This window comes from Vibrio sp. 10N.222.55.C6 (genome assembly GCF_041473395.1).
Lineage (GTDB): Bacteria > Pseudomonadota > Gammaproteobacteria > Enterobacterales > Vibrionaceae > Vibrio > Vibrio crassostreae_C.
The window spans coordinates 1-320 of sequence record NZ_JBFRSD010001305.1 but is presented as its reverse complement, the minus strand read 5'-3'; the positions used below and the strand labels follow the sequence as shown (position 1 = coordinate 320).

Annotated in this window: 1 protein-coding gene; it reads left to right on the top strand. The window is 46.2% G+C overall.

Features of this window, described 5'->3' with window-relative positions:
• Positions 1-320: TRAP transporter large permease subunit (locus AB4486_RS28640; RefSeq protein WP_372120222.1), on the top strand; the 320-nt coding region annotated here is incomplete at both ends.

Here is a 320-nt window from a genome sequence, read left to right as displayed (position 1 = left end):
CATCATGGGCGGCATCATTGGCGGTATCTTTACTGCGACTGAGGCTTCCGCAATTGCTGTGGTATACACGTTTGTTTTAGCTGTGCTTGTCTACCGCGAAGTGAAATGGGGTGATATTCCAAAGATCATCCTTGAGTCTGCAGTAACAACATCTATCGTTCTATTACTGGTTGGCGCATCAATGGGCATGTCTTGGGCAATGGCGAACGCCGATGTACCTTACATGATTGCCGATGCTCTACTCGCGGTTTCCGAAGACCCACTAATGATCCTACTGATTATCAACGTGATTCTGTTGATTGTTGGCATCTTTATGGATA